Source organism: Pseudomonas azotoformans, assembly GCF_900103345.1.
GTDB classification, from domain to species: Bacteria; Pseudomonadota; Gammaproteobacteria; order Pseudomonadales; family Pseudomonadaceae; genus Aquipseudomonas; species Aquipseudomonas azotoformans.
The window spans coordinates 5,636,260-5,661,089 of sequence record NZ_LT629702.1; the positions used below are offsets into that span (position 1 = coordinate 5,636,260).

The 24,830-nt window shown below is 61.3% G+C and carries 21 protein-coding genes and 1 pseudogene; 12 read left to right on the plus strand and 10 right to left on the minus strand.

Going from position 1 to position 24,830, the window contains the following annotated elements; genetic code table 11:
• Positions 1–2: 2 nt before the first annotated feature.
• The 3 genes from BLR69_RS25500 to BLR69_RS25510 all read right to left on the minus strand — a co-directional run bounded on the left by BLR69_RS25500 (position 3) and on the right by BLR69_RS25510 (position 2,273).
• Positions 3–962: a YbgA family protein gene (locus BLR69_RS25500; protein WP_071494219.1), complete on the minus strand. Its 960-nt coding sequence runs from the start codon at positions 960–962 to the stop codon at positions 3–5.
• A 112-nt stretch (positions 963–1,074) separates the two neighbouring features.
• Entirely contained in the window at positions 1,075–1,290 is a 216-nt protein-coding gene (locus tag BLR69_RS25505; RefSeq protein WP_058423092.1) for a TIGR02450 family Trp-rich protein, read from the minus strand.
• The gene (locus tag BLR69_RS25510; protein ID WP_071494218.1) at positions 1,287–2,273 is read right to left on the minus strand and encodes an NAD(P)/FAD-dependent oxidoreductase; all 987 of its coding nucleotides are present in this window, start codon (positions 2,271–2,273) and stop codon (positions 1,287–1,289) included. Before BLR69_RS25510 ends, BLR69_RS25505 begins: the two co-directional genes overlap by 4 nt.
• Positions 2,274–2,484: 211 nt before the next feature.
• Between BLR69_RS25510 and BLR69_RS25515 the strand changes: the two genes are divergently transcribed.
• Positions 2,485–3,384 carry a TIGR01777 family oxidoreductase gene (locus tag BLR69_RS25515; RefSeq protein WP_071494217.1) on the plus strand — a complete coding sequence of 300 codons (900 nt, stop codon included), beginning with the start codon at positions 2,485–2,487 and terminating at the stop codon, positions 3,382–3,384.
• Between the two features lie 14 nt (positions 3,385–3,398).
• The gene (gene hemH / locus BLR69_RS25520; RefSeq protein ID WP_071494216.1) at positions 3,399–4,424 is read left to right on the plus strand and encodes a ferrochelatase; all 1,026 of its coding nucleotides are present in this window, start codon (positions 3,399–3,401) and stop codon (positions 4,422–4,424) included.
• A 123-nt stretch (positions 4,425–4,547) separates the two neighbouring features.
• On the opposite strand, the gene BLR69_RS25525 is transcribed toward hemH, so the two are convergent.
• Entirely contained in the window at positions 4,548–6,644 is a 2,097-nt protein-coding gene (locus BLR69_RS25525) for a TonB-dependent siderophore receptor (RefSeq protein ID WP_071494215.1), read from the minus strand.
• Between the two features lie 112 nt (positions 6,645–6,756).
• On the minus strand, positions 6,757–7,911 hold the full coding sequence (gene algW, locus BLR69_RS25530) for a Do family serine endopeptidase AlgW (protein ID WP_058423087.1): 1,155 nt from the start codon (positions 7,909–7,911) through the stop codon (positions 6,757–6,759).
• 101 nt (positions 7,912–8,012) lie between these two features.
• Here algW and BLR69_RS25535 point away from each other — a divergent pair, with 101 nt between their 5' ends.
• The 3 genes from BLR69_RS25535 to cysN all read left to right on the plus strand — a co-directional run bounded on the left by BLR69_RS25535 (position 8,013) and on the right by cysN (position 11,854).
• Positions 8,013–8,771, plus strand: a complete 759-nt coding sequence (locus BLR69_RS25535) for a Nif3-like dinuclear metal center hexameric protein (protein WP_071494214.1) — start codon at positions 8,013–8,015, stop codon at positions 8,769–8,771.
• Positions 8,772–9,028: 257 nt separating this feature from the next.
• Entirely contained in the window at positions 9,029–9,946 is a 918-nt protein-coding gene (gene cysD / locus BLR69_RS25540; RefSeq protein ID WP_016971196.1) for a sulfate adenylyltransferase subunit CysD, read from the plus strand.
• A gap of 9 nt (positions 9,947–9,955) precedes the next feature.
• Entirely contained in the window at positions 9,956–11,854 is a 1,899-nt protein-coding gene (gene cysN / locus BLR69_RS25545) for a sulfate adenylyltransferase subunit CysN (RefSeq protein ID WP_071494213.1), read from the plus strand.
• A 113-nt stretch (positions 11,855–11,967) separates the two neighbouring features.
• On the opposite strand, the gene BLR69_RS25550 is transcribed toward cysN, so the two are convergent.
• The 3 genes from BLR69_RS25550 to BLR69_RS25560 all read right to left on the minus strand — a co-directional run bounded on the left by BLR69_RS25550 (position 11,968) and on the right by BLR69_RS25560 (position 15,337).
• Positions 11,968–12,867: an acyltransferase gene (locus BLR69_RS25550; RefSeq protein WP_071494212.1), complete on the minus strand. Its 900-nt coding sequence runs from the start codon at positions 12,865–12,867 to the stop codon at positions 11,968–11,970.
• Entirely contained in the window at positions 12,868–14,967 is a 2,100-nt protein-coding gene (gene pta, locus BLR69_RS25555) for a phosphate acetyltransferase (RefSeq protein ID WP_025856577.1), read from the minus strand.
• A gap of 79 nt (positions 14,968–15,046) precedes the next feature.
• Positions 15,047–15,337: a DUF3565 domain-containing protein gene (locus BLR69_RS25560; RefSeq protein WP_071494211.1), complete on the minus strand. Its 291-nt coding sequence runs from the start codon at positions 15,335–15,337 to the stop codon at positions 15,047–15,049.
• Between BLR69_RS25560 and BLR69_RS25565 the strand changes: the two genes are divergently transcribed.
• The gene (locus BLR69_RS25565; protein WP_003188398.1) at positions 15,336–15,821 is read left to right on the plus strand and encodes an FKBP-type peptidyl-prolyl cis-trans isomerase; all 486 of its coding nucleotides are present in this window, start codon (positions 15,336–15,338) and stop codon (positions 15,819–15,821) included. The two genes, BLR69_RS25560 and BLR69_RS25565, sit on opposite strands and share 2 nt — an antisense overlap.
• Positions 15,822–16,058: 237 nt before the next feature.
• Here the strand turns inward: BLR69_RS25565 and rpsT are convergent, their stop codons facing one another.
• The gene (gene rpsT, locus BLR69_RS25570; protein ID WP_016976313.1) at positions 16,059–16,337 is read right to left on the minus strand and encodes a 30S ribosomal protein S20; all 279 of its coding nucleotides are present in this window, start codon (positions 16,335–16,337) and stop codon (positions 16,059–16,061) included.
• A 253-nt stretch (positions 16,338–16,590) separates the two neighbouring features.
• On the opposite strand from rpsT, the gene murJ reads away from it, so the two are divergent.
• The 6 genes from murJ to ispH all read left to right on the plus strand — a co-directional run bounded on the left by murJ (position 16,591) and on the right by ispH (position 24,107).
• Complete coding sequence (murJ, locus tag BLR69_RS25580) at positions 16,591–18,129, plus strand: murein biosynthesis integral membrane protein MurJ (RefSeq protein ID WP_071494210.1); 1,539 nt, start codon at positions 16,591–16,593, stop codon at positions 18,127–18,129.
• A gap of 119 nt (positions 18,130–18,248) precedes the next feature.
• Complete coding sequence (ribF, locus tag BLR69_RS25585) at positions 18,249–19,187, plus strand: bifunctional riboflavin kinase/FAD synthetase (RefSeq protein WP_071494209.1); 939 nt, start codon at positions 18,249–18,251, stop codon at positions 19,185–19,187.
• Positions 19,188–19,201: 14 nt separating this feature from the next.
• A complete protein-coding gene (ileS, locus tag BLR69_RS25590; RefSeq protein WP_071494208.1) occupies positions 19,202–22,033 on the plus strand; it encodes an isoleucine--tRNA ligase in 2,832 nt (943 codons plus the stop codon).
• The gene (gene lspA / locus BLR69_RS25595; RefSeq protein WP_071494207.1) at positions 22,026–22,535 is read left to right on the plus strand and encodes a signal peptidase II; all 510 of its coding nucleotides are present in this window, start codon (positions 22,026–22,028) and stop codon (positions 22,533–22,535) included. The genes ileS and lspA overlap by 8 nt, the downstream gene beginning before the upstream one ends.
• Positions 22,536–22,542: 7 nt before the next feature.
• A complete protein-coding gene (gene fkpB, locus BLR69_RS25600) occupies positions 22,543–22,980 on the plus strand; it encodes an FKBP-type peptidyl-prolyl cis-trans isomerase (protein ID WP_010213263.1) in 438 nt (145 codons plus the stop codon).
• Positions 22,981–23,159: 179 nt separating this feature from the next.
• Positions 23,160–24,107 (plus strand): 4-hydroxy-3-methylbut-2-enyl diphosphate reductase, encoded by a 948-nt coding sequence (ispH, locus tag BLR69_RS25605; protein ID WP_012722142.1) that lies wholly within the window; start codon positions 23,160–23,162, stop codon positions 24,105–24,107.
• Here ispH and BLR69_RS25610 read toward each other — a convergent pair.
• A pseudogene (locus tag BLR69_RS25610) lies at positions 24,061–24,643 on the minus strand (GspH/FimT family pseudopilin). The gene ispH and the pseudogene BLR69_RS25610 sit on opposite strands and share 47 nt — an antisense overlap.
• Positions 24,644–24,830 lie beyond the last annotated feature (187 nt).

A 24,830-nucleotide genomic window follows, 5' to 3' on the forward strand; every position in this document is an offset into this window, starting at 1 on the left:
GTCTAGATCGCATTTCGCAGGCTGAGGTTTTCCGGGTGCGGTTGCAGGTAGGCCTGCTGCGCGATGTAGCGGTCCGGGTGTTGACGAAAGTGGTGTTTGAGCAGGGTCAGTGGCACCACCAGCGGCACGATGCCGTGACGGTACTGGCCGATGACGGTCTGCATTTCCTGCTTGTCGTCGGCGCTGATGACCTGCTTGAGGTAACCGCTGATGTGTTGCAGTACGTTGGTGTGGGTGCCGCGAGTGGCGCACTTAGTGAGGCCGGTCATCAGCTCGCTGAAGTAACCCGTCGCCAACTCATCGAGGTTGGCCTCCTTGGTCATGCTGCCCAGCAGGTGGCCCAGGCTTTTGTAGTGCGCCGGGCTGTGGGCCATCAACAAGTATTTGTAGCGCGAATGAAAGGCCAGCAGGCGGTGACGGGTCAGGCCTTCGGCCAGCAGTCGTTGCCAGCTGGCGTAGACGAATACCCGGGTCAGGAAGTTTTCCCGCAGCACGGGGTCGTTCAATCGCCCGTCTTCTTCCACCGGCAGGTTGGGGTGGCGGGCACAGAAGGCCTGGGCGTAGATGCCGCGCCCGCCGCCGTCCACCGGCGTGCCGTTGTCGCGGTAGACCTTGACCCGCTCCAGGCCGCACGACGGCGATTTCTGCATGAAGATATAGCCGCACAGGTCGGTATGTTCCGCAGCCATCTGCTGGCCGTAATCGTCCAGCGGCTGGGTGACGTTCAACTGGCGGTTCACGGTGCCGACGGCTTGCGGGTGGGCGGGGTCGCCTACCAGGCGGATCGGTTCGCGTGGAATGCCCAGGCCGATGGCGACTTCGGGGCACAGCGGCACGAAGTCGAAATAGTCGGCGAGTGTCTGGCTGCACAGCAGGGATTGTTTATGGCCGCCGTTGAAGCGCACGTTCTCGCCCAACAGGCAGGCGCTGATGGCGATCTTCGGTTTGGTGGTGCTGGACATGCCCGAACCCTCTGCAAGATTCCTGTACAAGATTTAAATCCTGTACAACTAAATCTCATCATAGGTTCGATGCTGTACAAGTCAAATTATTTGTACAAGTTTTGCGAGTGCGCTATTTCCAGCCGATTTTCCAGGCGTCGATATCCTGCAGGGTTTGCCAGGGCAGGCGTTCGCTGCGGTGTGTCATCACGGCCTGCAGTTCTATGTCGAGCACCGTGCCTTCTTCATCACGAAACAGCTCGGTGACCAGAAAGTGTTTTTCTTTGTTGCGAGGGTGGGCTGCTGTCCATTTTGACAGCAGCAATTTGGCGGGATTGATGCGGTTCATTGCAGGTGCTCGATCAGGCGTCGCGCGGCTTCCTGGCCGCTGAGCCAGGCCCCTTCCACGCGGCCCGACAGGCACCAGTCGCCGCACACGTACAGGCCCAGGTCGGCATCGGCCAGCACGCCGAATTCGTGGCTGCCGGATGGTCGAGCATAGAGCCAGCGGTGCGCCAGGCTGAATGACGGCGCGGGCATGGCGCTGTGCAGCAGTTCGGCAAAGGCGCCGTGCAGGTGTTCGATCACCGCCTCTTTGGGCAGGTCCAAGTGCGCCTTGCTCCACGCGCTGGTGGCGTGGAGCACCCAGGTGTCGAGGGTGGTGTCGCGCCCTGGTTTGCTGCGGTTGCGTGCCAGCCAGTCGAGGGGGCTGTCTTGTACGAAGCAGCCTTCCATCGGCGTATCCAGGGGTTTGTCGAAGGCCAGGGCGATGGCCCAGGTCGGGTCCATTTTCACCCCGGCGGCGGCACTCGCCAGCTTGGGCGCGGCGGCCAACAGGGCGGTGGCCTGGGGCGCAGGGGTGGCGATGATCACGTGGCTGAAGGGGCCATGGTTTTCGCCGTCGGCGTCCAGCAGGTTCCAATGTTGTTTGCCCTGGAACACCTCGGTAATGCGGCAACCGAACACCACCGGCAGGTCATCGAGCAGGGCGCGGGTGATCGCGCTCATGCGCGGTGTGCCGACCCAGCGGATCTGTTCATCGGGGGAGGGAGTGAGCTGACCGGACTTGAAGTTGTACAACTGGGGCTTCCATTGCTCGGCCCAGCCGTGGCTTTGCCAGCGTTGCACTTCGTTGACGAAGCGCCGGTCGCGGGCGGTGAAATATTGCGCGCCCATGTCCAGGGAGCCGGCATCGCTGCGCTTGCTGGACATGCGGCCACCACTGCCGCGGCTTTTATCGAAGAGTTGTACAGCGTGCCCCGCGTCTCGTAACGCTCGGGCGGCGGAGAGACCGGCGATGCCGGTGCCTATGATCGCGATGGGAACAGTCATGGGAGGCCTCGTTTTACCGTTGTGCACAGACTACGCGGACACCAATAGCTGTACAATATTGTTTTTTGGTATAAGTTTTGGCGTACCTGTTCTAACGGCGTAACCTATGGTTAAAGCTGAGGCTTAAGCCCGCGTTACGCCTGCTAACAAATGATCCCTGTTTATAAAATAGACCAGTGATCGGCGGCGAACGTTACATGAGGAGCGTCCCATGCATATTTTGCTGACCGGCGGTACTGGTTTGATCGGCCGCCAACTCTGCCAATACTGGCTTGCCCAGGGCCACCGCCTGACCGTGTGGAGTCGTCACGCGGATCAGGTCGCCAAGGTGTGCGGCGCCCAGGTGTCGGGAGTCAGCCGCCTTGAAGAGGTTATCGGCCCGGTCGACGCGGTCATTAACCTGGCGGGCGCGCCCATCGCCGACCGTCCCTGGACCCACAAGCGCAAGGCGTTGCTATGGAGCAGCCGCATCAGCCTTACCGAGACCTTGCTGGCGTGGCTTGAGGGCTTGGAGCACAGACCCGCAGTGTTGATTTCCGGTTCGGCGGTGGGCTGGTACGGCGATGGCGGCGAGCGCGAATTGACCGAAGCCAGCGGCCCGGTGAAGGACGATTTCCCCAGCCAGTTGTGCATCGCCTGGGAAGAAACCGCCCAGCGCGCCGAAGCCCTGGGGATGCGTGTGGTGCTGGTACGTACCGGCCTGGTGCTGGCGGCGCAGGGCGGCTTTTTGTCGCGGCTGTTGCTGCCGTTCAAACTGGCGCTGGGCGGGCCTATCGGCAGTGGTCGGCAGTGGATGCCGTGGGTGCATATCGAGGATCAAATCGCCCTGATTGATTTTCTTCTGCACCAGGCCGACGCCAGCGGTCCCTATAATGCCTGCGCGCCACACCCGGTACGCAATCGCGAGTTTGCCAAAACCCTGGGCCAGGTGCTGCACCGCCCGGCGTTCATGCCGATGCCGGCCTTTGCATTGAGGGTGGGCCTGGGCGAATTGTCCGGCCTGTTGCTGGGCGGGCAGAAGGCGCTGCCCGAGCGCTTGCTGGCTGCCGGTTTCACTTTCCAGTTCACTGAGTTGCGTGCGGCTTTGGATGACTTGTCCAGCCGCCTCTGAAGATAGGATGTTGCATGACGGATCACGCGTTGTTACTGGTCAACCTGGGCTCGCCGGCGTCCACTTCGGTGGCGGATGTGCGCAGCTACCTCAATCAGTTTCTGATGGACCCTTATGTGATCGACCTGCCGTGGCCGGTGCGGCGCTTGCTGGTGTCGCTGATCCTGATCAAGCGCCCCGAGCAGTCGGCGCATGCCTATGCCTCCATCTGGTGGGACGAGGGCTCGCCGCTGGTGGTGCTCAGCCGCCGCCTGCAACAGCAGATGACCTCACAGTGGACTCAAGGCCCGGTGGAGTTGGCGATGCGCTACGGCGAGCCGTCCATTGAAAGCGTGCTGACGCGCCTCGCCGCCCAGGGCATCCGCAAAGTTACCCTGGCACCGCTGTACCCGCAGTTCGCCGACAGCACTGTGACCACGGTGATTGAAGAGGCCAAGCGGGTTGTACGTGATAAGAAGCTGAGCGTGCAGTTCTCGATCTTGCAGCCGTTCTACGACCAGCCGGAATACCTCGACGCGCTCGCGGCGAGCGTCCGCTCCTATGTGGAGCAGGATTACGATCACCTGCTGCTGAGTTTCCACGGCCTGCCAGAGCGTCATCTGACCAAACTTGACCCGACAGGCCAGCATTGCTTCAAGGATGCCGACTGCTGCAAGAACGCCTCGCCTGAGGTGTTGAAAACCTGCTACCGCGCGCAATGTTTCAGCGTCGCCCGCGATTTTGCTGAACGACTGGGCTTGCCGGAAGATAAATGGTCGGTGGCGTTCCAGTCACGCCTGGGCCGCGCCAAATGGATCGAACCCTACACCGAAGCGCGCCTGGAAGCCCTGGCTAAGCAAGGCGTGAAAAAGCTGCTGGTGATGTGCCCGGCGTTTGTCGCCGACTGCATTGAGACTCTGGAGGAAATCGGCGATCGTGGGCTCGAGCAGTTCCGCGAGGCTGGGGGGGAAGAGTTGGTATTGGTGCCGTGCCTGAATGATGATCCGCAGTGGGCGAAGGCGCTCAATACCTTGTGCGAGCGGGCGCCGACAACGCTGTAACCGAAGTCAGTAAAGATCAACCTGTGGGAGCGGGCTTGCTCGCGAATGCGGTGGATCAGTCAAGTAATCAGTGACTGAAACACCGCATTCGCGAGCAAGCCCGCTCCCACAGTTTTTACCGCATTACAGGTTGAGGGTCAGGCTGACCGTGAGATTGCGCGGCTCACCCGGATTGATCCAATAGTTGCTGTAGGACCGCTCGTAGTACATCTCATCAAACAGGTTGTTGAGGTTCAGTCCGACAGTGACGTTGTCAGTGGCCTTGTAATGGGCCAGCAGATCAACGGTGTGATAGGCCGGTAGCTCAAACTGCGTGCCGGCCTCCCCTAAACGATCGCCCACATACGTGAACGCCGCGCCCAGGTCCGAGCCGCGCAACGCGCCATCCTGGAACTCATACACCCCCAACAGGCTGCCGCTGCGCTTGGCCACGCCGAGTATCCGGCTGCCGGCAGGAATGACTTTGTCGCCCTTGGTCACTTCAGCATCAATGTAGGCAAACGCGCCAATCACCCGTACGGCGTCGGTCACTTGCCCGGTCAGTTGCAGGTCGAGGCCCTGGCTGCGCGCCTTGCCCACGGCGCGGTTCAGGTTGGTGGCGGGGTCGAGGGTGAGCACGTTTTCCTTCTCGATATGGAATGCGGCGAGGGTGGCGCTTAGGCGGTCGTCGAACAGCTCGCTCTTGATCCCCACTTCATAGCCCACGCCTTCCTCAGGCTTGAAGGACTTGTTGTTGGCGTCCAGGCCGCTGTTGGGCTTGAACGAAGTAGAGGCGTTGGCGAATACGCCGACTTGCGGCGTGAGCTGATAGAGCAGGCCGGCGCGCTGGGTAAAGGCGTCGTGGGTTTGCTCGGCTTTGGCGTGGTTGCGGGTGAAGTCGTCGATACGCTGCTCGAAATGCTCGAAGCGCGCCCCGACCATACCGCGCAGGCGGTCGGTGAAGATGATCTGGTCTTGCAGGTTCAGCGCGTGGCTCTTGGTCTGTTCGAAGAAGTCGGTGCCGGAACGCAGGCCGTTGGGTTTGGCCTGGCCGTAGACCGGGTTGTAGATGTCGATGCTGTAGCGGCTACCGCCAATGGCCGTGACGCGCTCTTTCTTGCGATAGTCCTCGTATTCGGTGCCGATCAACAGTTCGTGCTGCCAACTGCCGATGTCGAACAGGCCGCGTAGCTCGAGCTGGGTAATGCTGTCGTGCCAGCCCATGGAACGTTCACGGTAGCGGCGGTCGATGGTGTGACCGTCGGCGTTCAGTGCACGGTTTTCCGAGGCGTCGCCCCACAGGCTGCCTTGTTTGTAGTGGCTGGCCAGGCGCAGTTTCCAGGCATCGTTGAGGTGATGCTCAAGGGTGGCCTGGAGACGGTTGTTGTGGTTGTCGACATCGCCGTCGTTGGGTTCGCCGAGGAAGGTGGAGCGAGATACACCGGGGGCGTCGACGATGCCACGGTCGAAGGTAGAGCTGTGGCGGACGAATTCACTCTCGACGAGCAGACTGGTGTCCGGGTCCAGTTGCCAACTGAACGACGGCGCGACGAATACCCGCTTGCTCTGCACGTGATCGCGGAAGCTGTGGTTGTCTTCCACCGCCAGGTTGACCCGCGACAGCACGTTGCCTTCGCTGTCCAGCGGGGTGTTCACGTCCACGGCGGTGCGATAGCGGTCCCAACTGCCGGCGCTGGTCTGCACCGTGGTGAAGGCTTCTGGCTGGGGCTTTTTGGTGACAATGTTCACGGTGCCGCCGGGATCGCCGCGTCCATACAGGCTGGCGGAGGGGCCCTTGAGTACTTCGATGCGCTCGATATTGGCCGCGTCCGGTGTACTCGGGTAGCCACGGTTGGCGCTGAAACCGTCCTGGTAGAACTCGGACGTTGTGAAGCCGCGCACGCTGTATTCGTACAGAGTCAGGCCGCCGAAGTTGTTTTGCTTGGACACGCCGCCGGCAAATTCCAGGGCGCGTTCCACGTTGGTACTGCCCAGGTCCTTGAACACGGTGGCGGGAATCACGCTGATGGATTGTGGGATGTCACGAATGGCGGTGTCGGTTTTTGTCGCGCTGGCGGACCGGGTGGCGCGGTAGCCTTTGACCGAGCCGGTGGCGGACTCATAGGCGTCGGTGGTGACGCTGATAGTGTCGAGTTCCAGGGTGTTTTCTTCGGCGAAGGCGGGGTCGAGCAACAAACCCAAGGCCAGGCCAGCCAAGGGGGCGATTCTTCGAGACGGCATGATAGAGCGTTCCAATAGCGGTATTGAAACAATATAACATGTCCAATGAGAATGGATTGCTTTGAAACATCAACTTACAGGTGCCCGGGAGAGGGCACCTGCAAGTGGCGGCTTATTCCTCTTCTTTGACCGGCGCAGGCGGCGGACGCAGCCCGATTTCCGCCAGCAGCTTGATCTCTTTACCGTTGCGCATCACCTGGATCGCCACCTTGTCGGTCGGCTTGATCCGCGCCACCTGGTTCATCGACTTGCGGCCATCGCCTGCCGGTTCGCCGTTGATGCTGAGGATCACATCCCCCAGTTGCAGGCCGGCTTTTTGCGCCGGACCGTCGCGGAAGATCCCGGCGACCACGATGCCAGGGCGCCCGGTCAAGCCAAACGACTCGGCCAGTTCCTTGGTCAACGGTTGCACCTCGATCCCCAGCCAGCCGCGAATCACCTGGCCGTGCTCGATGATCGACTTCATCACCTCCATCGCCAGCTTCACCGGGATTGCAAACCCGATGCCCTGGGAACCGCCGGACTTGGAGAAGATCGCCGTGTTGATGCCCGTCAGGTTGCCATTGGCGTCCACCAGCGCACCGCCGGAGTTGCCCGGGTTGATCGCCGCGTCAGTCTGGATGAAGTCTTCGTAGCTGTTGAGGCCCAACTGGTTACGCCCGGTGGCGCTGATGATGCCCATGGTCACGGTCTGGCCCACGCCGAACGGGTTGCCGATGGCCAGTGCCACGTCACCCACGCGCAAACCGTCGGAACGGCCGAGGGTGATGGAGGGCAGGCTCTTCAAATCGATCTTCAATACCGCAAGGTCGGTTTCCGGGTCGCTGCCCACCACGCGGGCCAGGGTTTCGCGGCCGTCACGCAGGGCCACCACGATCTGGTCGGCGCCGGTGGTCACGTGGTTGTTGGTAAGGATGTAACCTTCGGGGCTCATGATCACCCCGGAACCCAGGCTCGACTCCATACGTCGCTGCTTGGGCCCGTTGTCACCGAAGTAACGGCGGAACTGCGGGTCTTCAAACAGTGGGTGAGCCGGTTTGTTGATGACCTTGGTGGTGTACAGGTTGACCACGGCGGGGGCGGCGATCACCACGGCATCGGCGTAGGTCACCGGGCCTTGCACCACCGAATTGCTTTGCGGCGCCTGTTGCAGGTTCACATCCAGGCTGGGCAGACCCACCAGCTCGGGGTAACGCTGAATAATCAGCATCGCGATCAGCACGCCAGCCAGCAATGGCCATCCAAAAAAACGCAGCGCCTTGAGCATCAAGTAAGTCCTGACAGGTTGCAGGGGGCGGGAGAGCGCCCATAATGTCGCGCATTATACGAGGCTGTGACGCCTGCGAACCGGATATTTAGGAGTCTTTTATGGCCGTCCCCCTTACCACCCTCGTCGAGGAAGCGGACCGCTACCTCGGCAGCGCAAAAATTGCCGATTACTGCCCCAATGGCCTGCAGGTCGAAGGCCGGCCCCAGGTGATGCGCATCGTCAGTGGCGTGACCGCCAGCCAGGCGCTGCTGGACGCGGCCGTCGAAGCCCAGGCGGACCTGATCCTGGTGCACCACGGGTATTTCTGGAAAGGCGAAAACCCCTGCATCACCGGCATGAAGCAGCGCCGCCTGAAGACGCTGCTCAAGCACGACATCAGCCTGCTGGCCTATCACCTGCCGCTGGACCTGCACCCCGAGGTCGGCAATAACGTGCAGTTGGCTCGTCAGTTGGACATCACCGTCGAAGGCCCGCTGGACCCGAGCAATCCCAAAATCGTCGGGCTGGTCGGCTCACTCGCCGAGCCGCTTTCGCCTCGCGACTTTGCCCGCCGCGTGCAGGAAGTCATGGGCCGTGAGCCGTTGCTGATCGAAGGCAGCGAGATGATCCGCCGCGTCGGCTGGTGCACCGGTGGTGGTCAGGGCTACATCGACGACGCGATTGCGGCCGGTGTCGACCTGTTCCTCAGCGGCGAAGCCTCCGAGCAGACCTTCCACAGCGCCCGCGAAAACGACATCAGCTTTATCGCCGCCGGTCACCATGCCACTGAGCGCTACGGCGTGCAGGCGCTGGGCGATTACCTGGCGCGACGCTTCGCGTTGGAGCATTTGTTTATCGACTGCCCCAACCCAATCTAACAAACACCACCGAACAAATGTGGGAGGGGGCTTGCCCCCGATGGCGGTGGATCAGCTACTCATGCAGTGACTGACACATCGCTATCGGGGGCAAGCCCCCTCCCACACTTGACCGCGATTAACCCCAAACTCCGTGGTATATCCATATACCGTTTCGGTCTAGTAGGCCGCCTGAATAGAAGCAGGTGCTGTGCTAGCATGCCCCGCTCGAACACGGCCAGCTGGCCGTCCATAAGATCGTTTTTCCGTGAGTAACCATGGTCGACAAACTGACGCATCTGAAACAGCTGGAGGCGGAAAGCATCCACATCATCCGCGAGGTCGCCGCCGAGTTCGACAACCCGGTGATGCTCTACTCGATCGGTAAAGACTCCGCCGTGATGCTGCACCTGGCACGCAAGGCCTTTTTCCCGGGCAAATTGCCGTTTCCGGTGATGCACGTCGACACCCGCTGGAAATTCCAGGAGATGTATAAGTTCCGCGACAAGATGGTCGAAGAGCTGGGCCTGGACCTGATCACCCATATCAACCCGGACGGTGTGGCGCAGAACATCAACCCGTTCACCCACGGCAGTGCCAAGCACACCGACATCATGAAGACCGAAGGCCTCAAGCAGGCCCTGGACAAGCATGGTTTCGACGCAGCCTTTGGCGGTGCTCGTCGCGATGAAGAGAAATCCCGTGCCAAAGAGCGCGTGTACTCGTTCCGTGACAGCAAGCACCGCTGGGACCCGAAAAACCAGCGCCCCGAGCTGTGGAACGTCTACAACGGCAACGTCAACAAGGGCGAGTCGATCCGCGTGTTCCCCCTGTCCAACTGGACCGAGCTGGACATCTGGCAGTACATCTACCTGGAAGGCATCCCGATCGTACCGCTGTACTTCGCCGCCGAGCGTGAAGTGATCGAGAAGAACGGTACGTTGATCATGATCGACGACGACCGCATCCTCGAGCACCTGTCCGACGAAGACAAAGCCCGCATCGTCAAAAAGAAAGTACGTTTCCGTACCCTTGGCTGCTACCCGTTGACGGGCGCGGTGGAGTCCGAAGCCGAGACGCTGACGGACATCATTCAGGAAATGCTCCTGACGCGAACTTCCGAGCGCCAGGGCCGTGTCATCGACCACGATGGCGCAGGCTCGATGGAAGATAAAAAACGTCAAGGTTATTTCTAAGGGGCTGTCATGTCGCATCAATCTGATTTGATTAGCGAGGACATCCTCGCCTACCTGGGCCAGCACGAGCGCAAGGAAATGTTGCGCTTCCTGACCTGTGGCAACGTCGACGACGGCAAGAGCACCCTGATCGGGCGCCTGCTGCACGACTCCAAGATGATCTACGAAGATCACCTGGAAGCCATCACCCGCGATTCGAAGAAGTCCGGCACCACCGGTGACGACATCGACCTGGCCTTGCTGGTCGACGGCCTGCAGGCCGAGCGGGAGCAGGGCATCACCATCGATGTCGCCTACCGCTACTTCTCCACCGCCAAGCGCAAATTCATCATCGCCGACACCCCCGGCCATGAGCAGTACACCCGCAACATGGCCACCGGTGCCTCCACCTGTGACCTGGCGATCATCCTGATCGACGCGCGCTACGGCGTGCAGACCCAGACCCGTCGCCACAGCTTCATCGCCTCGTTGTTGGGCATCAAGCACATCGTGGTGGCCGTCAACAAGATGGACATCAATGGCTTCGACCAGAGCGTATTCGAGCAGATCAAGGCTGATTACCTGAAGTTCGCCGACGGTATCGCCTTCAAGCCGAGCACCCTGGCCTTCGTACCGATGTCGGCGCTCAAGGGCGACAACGTGGTGAACAAGAGCGAGCGTTCGCCCTGGTACACCGGCCAGTCGCTGATGGAGATCCTCGAAACCGTCGAGATCGCCAACGACCGCAACTACACCGACCTGCGTTTCCCGGTGCAGTACGTCAACCGTCCGAACCTGAATTTCCGTGGTTTCGCCGGCACTCTGGCCAGCGGCATCGTGCACAAGGGCGACGAAGTCGTGGTGCTGCCGTCGGGCAAGAGCAGCCGCGTCAAATCCATCGTCACCTTCGAAGGTGAGCTGGAACACGCAGGTCCCGGCCAGGCCGTGACCCTGACCATGGAAGACGAGATCGACATCTCCCGTGGCGACTTGCTGGTACACGCCGACAACGTGCCGCAAGTGACTGACGCCTTCGATGCCATGCTGGTGTGGATGGCCGAAGAGCCGATGCTGCCGGGCAAGAAATACGACATCAAGCGCGCCACCAGCTACGTGCCGGGTTCCATCACCAGCATCGTGCACCGCGTGGACGTGAACACCCTGGCCGAAGGCCCGGCGAGCGCGCTGCAACTGAACGAAATTGGCCGGGTCAAGGTCAGCCTCGACGCCGCCATCGCCCTGGACGGTTACGACAGCAACCGCACCACGGGCGCGTTCATTGTCATCGACCGTTTGACCAACGGCACCGTGGCAGCGGGCATGATCATCGCGCCGCCGGTTGGCCACGGCAGCGCGGCGCAGCACGGCAAGTTGGCCCATGTGGCCACCGAGGAGCGTGCACTGCGCTTCGGCCAGCAACCGGCCACCGTGTTGTTCAGCGGCCTGTCCGGCGCTGGCAAGAGCACCTTGGCCTACGCGGTTGAGCGCAAGCTGTTCGACATGGGTCGTGCGGTGTTCGTGCTGGATGGCCAGAACCTGCGTCACGACCTGAACAAGGGCTTGCCGCAGGACCGTGCCGGTCGCACCGAGAACTGGCGTCGCGCCGCGCATGTGGCGCGTCAGTTCAACGAAGCCGGCCTGCTGACCCTGGCCGCGTTCGTTGCGCCGGATGCCGAAGGCCGTGAACAGGCCAAGGCGCTGATCGGCGACGATCGCCTGCTGACCGTCTACGTGCAGGCCTCGCCACTGGTGTGCGCCGAGCGTGATCCGCAAGGCCTCTACGCGGCCGGTGGGGATAACATCCCGGGCGAATCCTTCCCGTACGACGTGCCGTTGAATGCCGATCTGGTGATCGACACCCAGGCCTTGTCGTTGGAAGAAAGCGTCAAGCAAGTGTTGGAGCTGTTGCGTCAGCGCGGCGCGATCTAAAGCCTGTCGCAATCAAATGTGGGAGGGGGCTTGCCCCCGATAGCGGAGTGTCAGTCAGTACATCTGTTACTGACCCACCGCCATCGGGGGCAAGCCCCCTCCCACATTCTTGATCATTGTTTGCCTGGGAATTCTCTGTGCAGCTGCTCCAGTAGCTGATCCTTCTGTTCCCAGAGCTGGTTGATCCAGCCCTGGAACGCCATCCGATATTCCCCATCCTGCTCATAATTCTTGCCAATGAATTCGGCCGGGATCTGCACCTCTTCAAACTGCACCACCACGTCCCGCACATTCCCGCACAGCAAATCCCAATACCCTGGGCGCCCAGCCGGGTAGTGAATGGTCACGTTCACCAGTGACTTCAACTGCTCCCCCATGGCATCCAGCACAAACGCGATGCCTCCGGCCTTGGGCTTGAGCAGGTAGCGGAACGGCGATTTCTGCTGGGCATGTTTACCGGCAGTAAACCGCGTGCCCTCGGCAAAGTTGAAAATACCCACCGGGTTGTCGCGAAACTTCGCACAGGTGTTGCGGGTGGTTTCCAGATCCTTGCCTTTCTTTTCCGGGTGCTTCTCCAGGTAGGCCTTGGTGTAGCGCTTCATGAACGGGAAGCCCAGCGCCCACCACGCCAGGCCAATCACCGGCACCCAGATCAACTCCTGCTTGAGGAAGAACTTCAGTGGGCGAATCCGCCGGTTCAGCACGTATTGCAGCACCATGATGTCGACCCAGCTCTGGTGGTTGCTGGTGACCAGGTACGAGTGCTGGTAGTCCAGCCCTTCCAGCCCGGTGAGGTGCCAGCGCGTGCGTCGCACCAGGTTCATCCAGCCCTTGTTGTTGGTCACCCATGCCTCATGGGTGTGGTTCATCAGCCATTCGCTGAAACGCTTGGCAAACGGCAGGGCCTTGAACAGCGCCACGATAAACAGGAACGAACACAACAGGATCGTGTTCAGCGCCAACAACAGCGATGCAATCACCCCGCGCACGGCGGCAGGTAGAAAATCCAGCATTTAGATATCCATAGGTCGGTTGGCGGCTTGGATCGCAGTGAGCGCGATGGTGTACACGATGTCGTCCACCTGGGCGCCGCGCGGCAGGTCGTTAACCGGTTTGCGCAGGCCCTGGAGCATCGGCCCCAGGCTCACGCAATCGGCACTGCGCTGTACGGCCTTGTGCGTGGTGTTGCCGGTGTTCAGGTCGGGGAACACGAACACCGTGGCCTTGCCGGCGACCTGGCTGTTGGGGGCCAATTGTCGGGCCACGTTTTCGTTGGCGGCGGCGTCGTATTGCAGTGGGCCGTCGATCAGCAGCGAGCTTTGCTGTTCGTGGGCGAGCAGGGTGGCTTCGCGGACTTTCTCCACTTCTTCGCCGCTGGCCGAATCGCCGCTGGAGTAGCTGATCATCGCCACGCGCGGGGTGATGCCGAACGCGGCTGCCGAGTCGGCGCTTTGCAGGGCAATCTCTGCCAGTTCGGCGGCGCTCGGGTGCGGGTTCATCACGCAGTCGCCGTACACCAGCACCTGCTCGGGGAACAGCATGAAGAACACCGACGACACCAGGGTGCAGCCCGGCGCCGTTTTAATCAGCTGCAGGGCCGGGCGGATGGTGTTGGCGGTGGAGTGAATGACGCCGGAGACCAGGCCGTCCACCTCATCGAGGGCGAGCATCATGGTGGCGATCACCACGGTGTCTTCCAGTTGCTGCTCAGCCATCGGCGCGTTGAGGCTTTTGCTCTTGCGCAGTGCCACCATCGGCTCGACGTAGCGCTGGCGGATCAGGTCCGGGTCGAGAATCTCCAGGCCTTCGGGCAGTTCGATACCCTGGGCGCGGGCCACCGCTTCCACATCAGCCGGCTTGGCCAGCAGCACGCACCGGGCAATGCCCCGTGCCTGGCAGATCGCGGCGGCTTGCACGGTTAGCGGCTCGCTACCTTCGGGCAACACGATGCGTTTGTTGGCGGCCTGGGCGCGCTGGATCAATTGGTAGCGGAACACGGCTGGCGACAGACGCATCTCCCGTGGCGTGCCGCAACGTTGGTGCAGCCAGCGTGCATCCAGGTGGCTGGCGACGAAATCGGTGATGATTTCCGCACGCTCGCGGTCATCAATCGGGATTTCCTTGTTGAGGCTGTTGAGCTGGTTGGCGGTGTCGTAGGAACCGGTGCTCACCGACAGCACCGGCAGCCCGGCCTGGAACGCGCCACGGCACAACTCCATGATGCGCGGGTCGGGCAGGGTGTCGCTGGTCAGCAGCAGGCCGGCCAGCGGCACGCCGTTGATCGCGGCCAGGCTGACGGCGAGGATGATGTCGTCGCGGTCGCCGGGCGTCACCACCAGCACGCCGGGCTTGAGCAGCTCCACGGTGTTACGCATGGTGCGCGCGCAAATGATGATCTTGGTCATGCGCCGGGTTTCGTAGTCGCCGGCGTTGAGGATCTGCGCGCCCATCAGGTCGGCCACGTCGCGGGTGCGCGGTGCGTTGAGTTCGGGCTGATAGGGAATGCAGCCGAGCAGGCGGAAATCACCGCTGCGCAACAGTGGCGAATGTTCTTTCAGGCGAGCCGAGAAGGCTTCCATGCTTTCGTCGGTGCGCACCTTGTTGAGGATCACGCCGAGCACTTTGGGGTCTTTCGGGCCGCCGAACAGCTGGGCCTGCAGCTCAACACGGCCGGAGAGCTCGGTGAGCACCTCGTTTTCCGGTGCGGACACCAGGATCACTTCCGCATCCAGGCTCTTGGCCAGGTGCAGGTTGACCCGCGCCGCATAGCTGGCGCTGCGGGTGGGCACCATGCCTTCGACGATCAATACGTCCTTGCCCACCGCGGCTTGCTGATAGAGGGTGATGATTTCTTCGAGCAACTCGTCGAGTTGGCCGTCGCCGAGCATGCGCTCTACGTGGGCCAGGCCCAGAGGCTGCGGCGGCTTGAGGCCGTGGGTGCGCGCCACCAGCTCGGTGGAGCGCTCGGGGCCGGTGTCGCCGGGGTGCGGCTGGGCAATCGGCTTGAAAAAGCCGACTTTCAGCCCGGCTCGCTCAAGGGTACGCACCAGCCCAAGGCTGATGGAGGTCAGACCCACACCAAAATCGGTGGGCGCGATAAAAAAAGTCTGCATGCGGATTCTCTTGAGGTGCATGGCTTGGGTGGCGCTCTATGGCTGAGCGTCTACCGCGAATCAGGCGCCAAGGTTATCGTTAATCGCGCTCCTGCGCACACCAGCCGCAGGCAAAGGGCTGGCCTAATTTTTCAATACGTTGCGCGGGGTCCAGCACCCAGGCGCGTGACTGCCAGGGTGGCTGGTGGCGCAGGTGCTGGGTGTGGCCGCAGGACAGCTCTGCGACCCAGTACTGGTCGTCGTCCTGGTGGAACCCGATGATGAAGGATGCCGTTGATCGGTCCCGTCTGTCCGGGTTCTGTTCGCTTTCGGGCAAATCCTTGTTTAGACTTGTCCGTTCTTCATTCTTATGCAAAAGGTCTCGCCCCATGACGATCGCCGCTAACAAGGCTGTCTCCATCGACTATACCCTGACCAACGACGCTGGTGAGGTCATCGACAGCTCAGCCGGCGGCGCGCCGCTGGTCTACCTGCAAGGCGCAGGTAACATCATCCCAGGCTTGGAAAAAGCCCTGGAAGGCAAGAATGTCGGTGATGAGCTGACCGTTGCCGTAGAACCTGAAGATGCCTACGGCGAGTACTCGGCCGAACTGGTCAGCACCCTGAGCCGCAGCATGTTCGAAGGCGTTGACGAGCTGGAAGTGGGCATGCAGTTCCACGCTTCCGCGCCGGACGGCCAAATGCAGATCGTCACCATCCGTGACCTCGACGGCGATGACGTCACCGTCGACGGCAACCACCCGCTGGCTGGCCAGCGCCTGAACTTCCAAGTGAAGATCGTTGCCATCCGCGACGCTTCCCAAGAAGAAGTGGCCCACGGCCACGTTCATGGTGAAGGCGGTCACCACCATTGATTGTGGTTTGATCAATCGGTAGCAAAAACGCCCCGACTGGTTCGGGGCGTTTTTTTGTGCCTGAAAAAATGTGGGAGGGGGCTTGCCCCCGATTGCAGTGTGTCAGTCAGTGCATTCTTTACTGACCCACCGTCATCGGGGGCAAGCCCCCTCCCACAACAAAAATGCCCCGGACCTTTCGGTACGGGGCATTTCTTAACTGTTTCGCAACCGGGGCTGCGTGGCAGTTGTTACCACTTAGGCTGCAGCAGCAACGCTCAGAGCCTTGATGTGGCCATTCAGGCGGCTCTTATGGCGAGCGGCCTTGTTCTTGTGGATGATGCCTTTATCGGCCATACGGTCGATAACTGGCACAGCCAGAACGTAAGCAGCTTGGGCTTTTTCAGCGTCTTTGGTGTCGATGGCTTTAACTACATTCTTGATGTAGGTACGAACCATGGAACGCAGGCTGGCGTTGTGGCTGCGACGCTTCTCAGCCTGTTTTGCACGTTTTTTGGCGGAAGGTGTGTTGGCCACCGTCGAGCTCCTCGAAAGACTTTTTAGGAAATAGCAAACAAAATAGGCCGCGAATCATGCCGATGACTTGATGGGTTGTCAAGGGCGGCTGATGCGAACTGCTGAGTGGTCGATCTGAAGAGGCGGGTGATTTATTTCCGGCGCTTGACCTGTAAACTCGCGAGCTTTGGCTCTGTGCTGTTGCAGGCGCGCAGTATCGCATAAGTGGGCGCTTTGTACGCCTGCTCTTTATCTAAAGGCGCAAACTCTTTCAATGAATCTGCTCAAATCGTTGGCCGCCGTCAGCTCTATCACGATGATCTCCCGGGTTCTGGGGTTTGTGCGTGACACCCTGCTGGCGCGCATTTTTGGCGCCAGCATGGCCACGGATGCCTTCTTTATTGCGTTTAAATTGCCCAACCTGCTGCGGCGGATCTTCGCCGAAGGTGCGTTTTCCCAGGCATTCGTGCCGATCCTGGCCGAGTACAAGACCCAGCAGGGCGAGGAAGCCACCCGCACCTTTATTGCCTATGTGTCCGGCCTGCTGACCCTAGTGCTGATGCTGGTGACGATCCTCGGCATGCTCGCCGCCCCCTGGGTGATCTGGGCAACGGCCCCCGGTTTTGCCAATACTCCGGAAAAATTCGCGCTGACCACCGATCTGCTGCGAGTGACCTTTCCTTATATATTGCTGATATCCCTGTCATCCCTGGCCGGGGCAATCCTCAATACCTGGAACCGCTTCTCGGTGCCAGCCTTCGTGCCGACCCTGCTGAACGTCAGCATGATCATCTTCGCGCTGTTTCTCACGCCGTACTTCGACCCTCCAGTGATGGCGCTCGGCTGGGCCGTGCTGGCCGGTGGCCTGGCGCAACTGCTCTACCAACTGCCGCACCTGAAAAAGATCGGCATGCTCGTATTGCCACGCCTGAATCTCAAGGACACCGGCGTATGGCGCGTGATGCGCAATATGCTGCCGGCGATCCTCGGCGTGTCGGTCAGCCAGATTTCGCTGATCATCAACACCGCATTCGCCTCGCTGCTGGTATCGGGCTCGGTGTCGTGGATGTACTACGCCGACCGCCTGATGGAGCTGCCCTCCGGGGTGCTCGGCGTGGCCCTGGGCACGATTCTGCTGCCGACCCTGTCGCGCACCTACGCCAGCAAGGACCGCCAGGAATACTCGCGCATCCTCGATTGGGGCCTGCGCCTGTGCTTCGTGCTGGTGTTGCCGTGCGCCCTGGCCCTGGGAATTCTGGCCGAGCCGCTGACCGTGTCGCTGTTTCAATACGGCCAGTTCGATGCCCATGACGCCTTGATGACGCAGCACGCGCTGGTCGCTTATTCCGTCGGTCTGCTCGGCATCATCGTGATCAAGGTGCTTGCGCCAGGCTTCTATGCCCAGCAAAACATCCGTACACCGGTGAAAATCGCGATTTTCACGCTGATCGTCACGCAACTGCTCAACCTGGTGTTTATCGGCCCGCTGGCCCATGCCGGCCTGGCCCTGGCCATCAGTGCGGGCGCGTGCATCAACGCAGGGCTTTTGTTTTACCAGTTGCGCAAGCAGCAGATGTTCCAGCCTCAGGTGGGCTGGGGCCTGTTTACCCTCAAGCTGCTGGTGGCGGTCGGGGCGATGTCGGCCGTGTTGCTGGGGTTGATGCACTTCATGCCGGCGTGGGATGAAGGCCATATGCTGGAGCGCTTCATGCGTCTTGGCGTGTTGGTCGTCGCGGGTGTGGTGGTGTACTTCGGGATGTTGCTGCTGCAGGGCTTCCGCCTGCGGGATTTCAATCGCAAGTCCCTGGGTTAGAGAGTTTGCCGCGATAAAACGGTTGTTTTATCGATTCGACCCATTTGGCCCGTTCAGTTGCCTGTCGTCCGGGGCCGGGTGTGGTTATAATCGACCACTTTATGAGCAAGAAGCGCGTTATGCAGCTGGTTCGAGGTCTCCACAACCTGCGCCCCGAGCATCGGGGCTGCGTCGCCACTATTGGCAACTTTGACGGTGTTCACCGTGGCCACCAGGCTATCCTGGCCAGGCTGCGCGAACGTGCGGTCGAGTTGGGCGTGCCCAGCTGCGTGGTGATTTTCGAGCCGCAGCCACGGGAATACTTTACGCCCGAGACTGCGCCGGCACGCCTGGCCCGTCTGCGTGACAAGCTGCAGTTGCTGGCTGAAGAGGGCGTTGACCGCGTCCTCTGCCTGGCTTTCAACCAGCGTTTGCAAAGCCTGAGCGCTGCCGAGTTCGTCGACCGCATCCTGGTCGATGGCCTGGGCGTACAGCACCTGGAGGTCGGTGACGACTTCCGCTTCGGTTGCGACCGGGTCGGGGATTTCGATTTCCTGCAACAGGCCGGCGTCAGCCAGGGTTTTACCGTCGAAGCCGCGCAAACCGTCGAGCTGGACGGCCTGCGCGTGAGCAGTACCCAGGTGCGTAATGCCCTGGCGGCTGCCGACTTCGCCTTGGCCGAGCGTTTGCTCGGTCGCCCGTTCCGCATTGCCGGGCGGGTCCTGCACGGCCAGAAGCTGGCGCGCCAATTGGGCACGCCAACCGCCAACGTGCAACTCAAGCGCCGTCGTGTGCCGCTGACCGGGGTTTACCTGGTGAGCGTCGACATCGACGGCCAATCGTGGCCGGGAGTCGCCAACATAGGCGTCAGGCCCACGGTTGCAGGTGATGGCAAGGCCCACCTGGAAGTACATCTGCTGGATTTTGCCGGTGATCTGTATGACCGGCGTTTGACGGTGGTTTTCCACCAGAAGCTGCGTGAAGAGCAGCGTTTCGCCTCCCTTGAGGCGTTGAAAACGGCGATCAATGCGGATGTCGCCGCCGCCCGTGCACTAGCCGCACCTAGCGCCCATCGCTAACCGAAGAGCCTTAAATGACCGACTATAAAGCCACGCTAAACCTTCCGGACACCGCCTTCCCAATGAAGGCCGGCCTGCCACAGCGCGAACCGCAGATCCTGCAGCGCTGGGACAGTATTGGCCTGTACGGAAAGTTGCGCGAGATTGGCAAGGATCGTCCGAAATTCGTCCTGCACGACGGCCCTCCTTATGCCAACGGCACGATTCATATCGGTCATGCGCTGAACAAGATTCTCAAGGACATGATCCTGCGCTCGAAAACCCTGTCGGGCTTCGACGCGCCGTATGTTCCGGGTTGGGACTGCCACGGCCTGCCGATCGAACACAAAGTCGAAGTGACCTACGGCAAGAACCTGGGCGCGGATAAAACCCGCGAACTGTGCCGTGCCTACGCCACCGAGCAGATCGAAGGGCAGAAGTCCGAGTTCATCCGCCTGGGCGTGCTGGGCGAGTGGGACAACCCGTACAAGACCATGAACTTCAAGAACGAGGCCGGTGAAATCCGCGCCTTGGCCGAAATCGTCAAGGGCGGTTTCGTGTTCAAGGGCCTCAAGCCCGTGAACTGGTGCTTCGACTGCGGTTCGGCCCTGGCTGAAGCGGAAGTCGAGTACGAAGACAAGAAGTCCTCGACCATCGACGTGGCCTTCCCGGTCGCCGATGACGCCAAGCTGGCCGAGGCCTTCGGCCTGGCAAGCCTGGGCAAGCCGGCCGCCATCGTGATCTGGACCACCACCCCGTGGACCATCCCGGCCAACCAGGCGCTGAACGTGCATCCGGAATTCACCTACGCCCTGGTGGACGTCGGTGACCGCCTGCTGGTGTTGGCCGAAGAAATGGTCGAAGCCTGCCTGGCCCGCTACGAGCTGCAAGGTTCGGTGATCGCCACCACCACCGGCTCCGCGCTGGAACTGATCAAATTCCGCCACCCGTTCTATGACCGCCCGTCGCCGGTATACCTGGCTGACTACGTCGAACTGGGTTCGGGTACCGGCATCGTGCACTGCTCGCCGGCCTACGGCGTGGACGACTTCGTCATCTGCAAGAAGTACGGCCTGGTCAACGACGACATCATCAACCCGGTGCAAAGCAACGGCGTCTACGTGCCTTCGCTGGAGTTCTTCGGCGGCCAGTTCATCTTCAAGGCCGACCAGCCGATCATCGACAAGCTGCGCGAAGTCGGTGCGCTGATGCAGACCGCGACCATCCAGCACAGCTACATGCACTGCTGGCGCCACAAGACCCCGCTGATCTATCGCGCCACCGCGCAGTGGTTCATCGGCATGGACAAAGAGCCGACCAGCGGCGACACCCTGCGTGCCCGCTCGCTCAAAGCCATCGAAGACACCAAGTTCGTCCCGGCCTGGGGCCAGGCGCGCCTGCACTCGATGATCGCCAACCGCCCTGACTGGTGCATCTCGCGCCAGCGTAACTGGGGCGTGCCGATCCCGTTCTTCCTGAACAAGGAAAGCGGCGAGCTGCACCCACGTACCGTCGAACTGATGGAACAAGTGGCGCAGCGTGTCGAACAGGAAGGCATCGAAGCCTGGTTCAAGCTGGACGCTGCCGAGTTGCTGGGCGATGAAGCGCCGCAGTACGACAAGATCAGCGACACCCTCGACGTGTGGTTCGACTCCGGCACTACGCACTGGCACGTGCTGCGCGGCTCGCACCCGATGGGTCACGAAACCGGCCCGCGTGCCGACCTGTACCTGGAAGGCTCGGACCAACACCGTGGCTGGTTCCACTCGTCGTTGCTGACCGGTTGCGCTATCGACAATCACGCGCCGTACCGCGAACTGCTGACCCACGGCTTCACCGTCGACGAGACGGGCCGCAAGATGTCCAAGTCGCTGAAGAACGTGATCGAGCCGAAAAAGATCAACGACACCCTGGGCGCCGACATCATGCGTCTGTGGGTCGCGTCGACCGACTATTCGGGCGAAATCGCCGTATCGGACCAGATCCTGGCTCGCAGCGCCGATGCCTACCGTCGTATCCGTAATACCGCGCGCTTCCTGCTGTCGAACCTGACCGGTTTCAACCCGGCCACCGACATCCTGGCGGCCGAGGACATGCTCGCGCTGGACCGTTGGGCCGTGGACCGTACCCTGTTGCTGCAACGCGAGTTGCAGGAAAACTACGGCGAGTACCGCTTCTGGAACGTGTACTCGAAGATCCACAACTTCTGCGTGCAGGAGCTGGGTGGTTTCTACCTCGACATCATCAAGGACCGCCAGTACACCACCGGCGCCAACAGCAAGGCCCGCCGTTCGGCGCAGACCGCGCTGTACCACATCAGCGAAGCGCTGGTGCGCTGGATCGCACCGATCCTGGCGTTCACTGCCGACGAACTGTGGGAATACCTGCCGGGCGAGCGCAACGAGTCGGTGATGCTCAACACCTGGTACGAAGGCCTGACCGAACTGCCGGCCGACTTCGAACTGGGCCGCGAGTACTGGGAAGGCGTGATGGCCGTGAAGGTTGCGGTGAACAAGGAGCTGGAAGTACAGCGTGCGGCCAAGGCCGTCGGTGGCAACCTGCAAGCCGAAGTCACCCTGTTTGCCGAAGACGGTCTCACCGCCGACCTGGCCAAGCTGAGCAACGAACTGCGTTTCGTGCTGATCACTTCTACCGCGAGCCTGGCGCCATTCGCCCAGGCCCCGGCGGACGCGGTCGCCACCGAAGTGCCGGGCCTCAAGCTCAAAGTGGTCAAGTCGGCCTTCCCTAAGTGCGCCCGTTGCTGGCACTGCCGTGAGGACGTTGGCGTGAATCCTGAGCACCCGGAAATCTGCGGTCGTTGCGTCGACAACATCTCGGGTGCTGGCGAGGTTCGCCACTATGCCTAACGCCAGCCGTTTTGGACGTCTGGGCTGGCTCGTACTGAGTGTGCTGGTCCTGGTCATCGACCAGGTCAGCAAGGCTCATTTCGAAGGCTCCTTGCAGATGTTCCAGCAGATCGTGGTGATCCCGGATTACTTCAGCTGGACCCTGGCCTACAACACCGGCGCCGCCTTCAGCTTCCTGGCTGACAGCGGTGGCTGGCAGCGCTGGCTGTTCGCCCTGATTGCCGTGGTGGTCAGCGCAGTGTTGGTGGTGTGGCTCAAGCGCCTGGGGCGCGATGATACCTGGCTGGCCATCGCGTTGGCCCTGGTGTTGGGTGGCGCGCTGGGCAACCTGTACGACCGCATTGCCCTGGGCCATGTGATCGACTTCATTCTGGTGCATTGGCAGAACCGCTGGTATTTCCCGGCGTTCAACTTTGCCGACAGCGCCATCACCGTCGGTGCAATCATGCTGGCGTTGGACATGTTCAAAAGCAAGAAAACCGGAGAGACCGTCAATGACTGATCAGGTATTGGCTGAGCAACGCATCGGCCAGAACACGGAAGTCACTTTGCACTTTGCACTGCGCCTGGAGAATGGCGACACGGTCGACAGCACGTTCGACAAAGCCCCGGCCACCTTCAAGGTCGGCGACGGCAACCTGCTGCCGGGTTTCGAAGCGGCCCTGTTCGGCTTCAAGGCCGGCGACAAGCGTACCCTGCAGATCCTGCCGGAAAACGCCTTTGGCCAGCCCAACCCGCAAAACGTACAGATCATCCCGCGTTCGCAGTTCCAGGACATGGACCTGTCGGAGGGCCTGCTGGTGATCTTCAACGATGCGGCGAATACCGAACTGCCGGGTGTGGTGAAAACCTTCGATGACGCGCAAGTGACCATCGACTTCAACCACCCGTTGGCCGGTAAAACCTTGACCTTTGACGTTGAAATCATCGACGTTAAAGCGCTCTGATCAACGACGCGGTTAAAAATGTGGGAGCGGGCTTGCTCGCGAATGCTGAGTGTCAGTCAACAGATTTATTTACTGACCCACCGCATTCGCGAGCAAGCCCGCTCCCACCTTTGATCTCTACTGTCAGGTGGGTTAGCGTCTAGCTTGAACCCAAGTGGCTGCAAGACACGAGGCACAGCATGCAAATCAAACTCGCCAACCCCCGTGGCTTCTGCGCCGGTGTGGACCGGGCGATCGAAATCGTCAACCGCGCCCTGGAAGTCTTCGGGCCGCCGATTTACGTGCGTCATGAAGTCGTCCACAACAAATTCGTGGTCGAAGACCTGCGCGCCCGCGGCGCCATCTTTGTCGAAGAGCTCGACCAGGTGCCGGACGATGTGATCGTCATCTTCAGCGCCCACGGTGTTTCCCAGGCTGTGCGTACCGAAGCGGCAGGCCGCGGCCTGAAAGTCTTCGATGCTACCTGCCCACTGGTCACCAAGGTGCACATCGAAGTCGCGCGCTACAGCCGTGATGGTCGCGAGTGCATCCTGATCGGCCACGCCGGCCACCCGGAAGTCGAAGGCACCATGGGTCAGTACGACGCCAGCAATGGCGGGGCGATTTACCTGGTGGAGGACGAAAAAGACGTCGCCAACCTGCAGGTACAGAACCCCGAGCGCCTGGCATTCGTGACCCAGACCACCCTGTCCATGGACGACACCAGCCGCGTGATCGACGCGCTGCGCAGCCGCTTCCCGGCCATTGGCGGCCCGCGCAAGGACGACATCTGCTACGCCACCCAGAACCGCCAGGACGCGGTCAAGCAACTGGCAGACGAATGCGATGTGGTCCTGGTGGTTGGTAGCCCCAACAGTTCCAACTCCAACCGCCTGCGTGAGTTGGCTGAGCGCATGGCGACGCCGGCGTACCTGATCGATGGTGCCGAAGATATGCAGCGCAGTTGGTTCGACGGTGTCGAGCGCATTGGCATCACGGCGGGTGCTTCGGCGCCGGAAGTGCTGGTGCGCGGTGTTATCCAGCAGTTGCACGCCTGGGGCGCTACCGGTGCCGATGAACTGGCTGGCCGCGAAGAGAACATCACGTTCTCCATGCCCAAGGAGCTGCGGGTTCGCTCGCTGCTGTGAAGACCCGGTGTGCCGGATCAACTCCGGCACAATGCCTGCTCGGCACGCTCGCTGCGCAGGCTGATGCGCCCGCTGGGCGCCAGCACTACCTGATGCAGGCTCTGCGCCTGGTCCGTGGCACACACATGCAAAGTGCCGGCACGGAAGCCTCCCCCTGAAAAGATGGGCTCACCCATCCCGCTGAAGCGCACCTGGTTCTTGAGCGGCCCATTGCCCACGATCGGCGCTTGCCTGCTGGCCTGGTGCTCCAACAGCACCGGGTTGTCATCGTCCAGGGGGCCGCGCCCGCTGATGTCCACGATGACCCGCCACCCCAGGCCCCAATCATCCTTCAGTGCGTGAATGACCACCGCCCGGTTGCGTGCGATGGCTTCGGTGCGTGCATAACGCAGGCCTTGCGCCAAGGACTGTGCTGCGCTCTGTCGCTGCTGTGACTCCTGCAGGCTCTTGAAACTCGGCACCGCCAGGTTGGCCAGAATGCCGCTCACGATCAGTCCCAGCAGCAGTTCGATCAAGGTGAACCCTCGTTGTTGCATGTGCCATCCCTCCGTGGATTTGGGTGTAGTCCTAGGTATAGCGTCCCGTCTGTGGTGCGGATGATGGCCTTCATGTCCAAAGTATTTCCCTTTGTTCCGGTTGCAGCGCAGGTGAAAAACCGGCGCTAGTCTTGGGCCGCATAGCAGGGTTTACCTGCTCTTTTTCGGACCTCGACACGGATGACGA

Bases quoted from the DNA above. Each gene is read 5' to 3' on its own strand.
- BLR69_RS25565 (WP_003188398.1), top strand. From the start codon at position 15,336: ATGACGATCGCCGCTAACAAGGCTGTCTCCATCGACTATACCCTGACC.
- pta (WP_025856577.1), bottom strand. From the start codon at position 14,967: ATGCAGACTTTTTTTATCGCGCCCACCGATTTTGGTGTGGGTCTGACC.
- hemH (WP_071494216.1), top strand. From the start codon at position 3,399: ATGACGGATCACGCGTTGTTACTGGTCAACCTGGGCTCGCCGGCGTCC.
- cysD (WP_016971196.1), top strand. From the start codon at position 9,029: ATGGTCGACAAACTGACGCATCTGAAACAGCTGGAGGCGGAAAGCATC.
- ileS (WP_071494208.1), top strand. From the start codon at position 19,202: ATGACCGACTATAAAGCCACGCTAAACCTTCCGGACACCGCCTTCCCA.
- BLR69_RS25525 (WP_071494215.1), bottom strand. From the start codon at position 6,644: ATGCCGTCTCGAAGAATCGCCCCCTTGGCTGGCCTGGCCTTGGGTTTG.
- algW (WP_058423087.1), bottom strand. From the start codon at position 7,911: ATGCTCAAGGCGCTGCGTTTTTTTGGATGGCCATTGCTGGCTGGCGTG.
- ribF (WP_071494209.1), top strand. From the start codon at position 18,249: ATGCAGCTGGTTCGAGGTCTCCACAACCTGCGCCCCGAGCATCGGGGC.
- BLR69_RS25550 (WP_071494212.1), bottom strand. From the start codon at position 12,867: ATGCTGGATTTTCTACCTGCCGCCGTGCGCGGGGTGATTGCATCGCTG.
- murJ (WP_071494210.1), top strand. From the start codon at position 16,591: ATGAATCTGCTCAAATCGTTGGCCGCCGTCAGCTCTATCACGATGATC.
- BLR69_RS25535 (WP_071494214.1), top strand. From the start codon at position 8,013: ATGGCCGTCCCCCTTACCACCCTCGTCGAGGAAGCGGACCGCTACCTC.
- BLR69_RS25505 (WP_058423092.1), bottom strand. From the start codon at position 1,290: ATGAACCGCATCAATCCCGCCAAATTGCTGCTGTCAAAATGGACAGCA.
- ispH (WP_012722142.1), top strand. From the start codon at position 23,160: ATGCAAATCAAACTCGCCAACCCCCGTGGCTTCTGCGCCGGTGTGGAC.
- lspA (WP_071494207.1), top strand. From the start codon at position 22,026: ATGCCTAACGCCAGCCGTTTTGGACGTCTGGGCTGGCTCGTACTGAGT.
- BLR69_RS25515 (WP_071494217.1), top strand. From the start codon at position 2,485: ATGCATATTTTGCTGACCGGCGGTACTGGTTTGATCGGCCGCCAACTC.
- BLR69_RS25510 (WP_071494218.1), bottom strand. From the start codon at position 2,273: ATGACTGTTCCCATCGCGATCATAGGCACCGGCATCGCCGGTCTCTCC.
- cysN (WP_071494213.1), top strand. From the start codon at position 9,956: ATGTCGCATCAATCTGATTTGATTAGCGAGGACATCCTCGCCTACCTG.
- BLR69_RS25500 (WP_071494219.1), bottom strand. From the start codon at position 962: ATGTCCAGCACCACCAAACCGAAGATCGCCATCAGCGCCTGCCTGTTG.
- BLR69_RS25560 (WP_071494211.1), bottom strand. From the start codon at position 15,337: ATGGGGCGAGACCTTTTGCATAAGAATGAAGAACGGACAAGTCTAAAC.